This window comes from Streptococcus sp. GMD3S, assembly GCF_000298695.2.
Lineage (GTDB): Bacteria > Bacillota > Bacilli > Lactobacillales > Streptococcaceae > Streptococcus.
Genome location: NZ_AJRC02000060.1, coordinates 1 through 1,890, shown reverse-complemented (window position 1 = coordinate 1,890; position 1,890 = coordinate 1). Strand labels below are relative to the sequence as shown.

General features: G+C 47.4%; 1 pseudogene. It reads left to right on the top strand.

Annotated elements, in window-relative coordinates:
- A pseudogene (locus GMD3S_RS0210095) lies at positions 1-1,890 on the top strand (YSIRK signal domain/LPXTG anchor domain surface protein); the annotation flags it as partial.

The following is a 1,890-nucleotide window of genomic DNA, read 5'->3' as shown; positions in this document are numbered from 1 at the left end:
AAGCGGTGGTGAAAGAAGTAACCCCAACCAGCACTAACGCAACCAGCACAGGTCCTCAGGGTGTTCCACAAACAGGCACTCCAAGCTTTCAAGGTGGTGACCCACTTGTTCCAATCGATGAAGCAGTTGAACCAACCTTCGCAGATGGAAGCAAGGAAAAAGTGATTTCAGGTCAAGGAACCTACACGATTGCACCAGACGGAACTGTAACTTTCACTCCAGACAAACAGTTTGTTGGAAACCCAACTCCAGTCACAGTGAAACGGGTGGATAAGAACGGTACCCCGGTGACTGCGACCTACAGTCCAGAGTTTACGAAAGTAACGCCAACTGGTACAGGTGATAAGACAGAGGGGTTTCAAGGTCAGGCCCAAGAAGGTAAAGTGACCTTCACGCCAGGCCATGACTCTGTTCCATTCCCAGCTGATTCAATTCCACTATTTGACACTGGGACAGCTGTGAAAGAAGTACCAAATGTTGGTAAGTTTGAAGTGGACGCAGAAGGCAAGGTAACCTTCACCCCAGACAAACAGTTCAAGGGGGAAACACCAGAACTTGAATTGACTCGTGTGGATGCCAATGGAACTCCTGTTACTGTCAAGTACCAAGCAGTAGTGAAAGAAGTAGTTCCAACTTCAACGGATGCCACTTCAAATGGTATCCAAGGTCAACCGCAAAAAGGTACCCCAACCTTCACAGAAGGTAATCCAGCTGTTCCACTGGATGATACGAAACCAATGACTTTCGAAGATGGACAGTCAACGAAAACAGTTCCGGGTGTAGGTGAATACAGCATCAATCCAGATGGCTCTATTACCTTTACACCAGAAAAACAATATGTTGGTACTCCAGCTCCAGTAACGGTTAAACGAGTCGATAAGAATGGCACCCTAGTTACTGCGACATATACCCCAACAGTGACCAAGGTAACACCAACAGGAACCGGCGCAACCAGCACAGGCCCTCAAGGACTTCTGCAAACAGGAACTCCAACGTTTAAAGGTGGTGACCCATTAGTTCCAATCAATGAAACAGTAGAGCCAACCTTCGCAGATGGAAGCAAAGAGAAATCTATTCCAGGCCAAGGAACCTACACGATTGCACCAGACGGAACTGTAACCTTCACTCCAGACAAGCAGTTTGTTGGAAACCCAGATCCAGTTACAGTGAAACGTGTGGATAAGAATGGCACCCCAGTTACTGCGACATACAGCCCAGAGTTTACTAAGGTAACTCCAACTGGAACCGGTGCAACAAGTACAGGTCCTCAAGGACTTCCACAAACTGGTACTCCAATCTTCCAAGGTGGTGATCCACTGGTTCCAATTGATGAAACAGTCGAGCCAACCTTCGAAGATGGAAGCAAAGAGAAGACCATTCCAGGTCAAGGAACCTATACGATTGCTCCAGACGGAACAGTAACCTTCACTCCAGACAAGCAGTTTGTAGGCAAACCAGATCCAGTCACAGTCAAACGCGTAGATAAGAATGGTACCCCAGTTACTGCGACTTATAGTCCAGAGTTTACGAAAGTAACGCCAACTGGTTCAGGTGATAAGACAGAAGGTCTGCAAGGTCAGGTACAAGAAGGTAAAGTGACCTTCACTCCAGGCCATGATTCTGTTCCATTCCCAGCTGATTCAACTCCACTATTTGACAATGGTGCAACTGTGAAAGAAGTGCCAAATGTTGGTAAGTTCGAAGTGGACGCAGATGGTAAGGTGACCTTCACTCCTGATAAACAGTTCAAGGGTGAAACACCAGAACTTGAATTGACTCGTGTGGATGCCAACGGAACTCCTGTTACTGTCAAGTACCAAGCGGTGGTGAAAGAAGTAACCCCAACCAGCACTAACGCAACCAGCACAGGTCCTCAGGGTGTTCCACAAA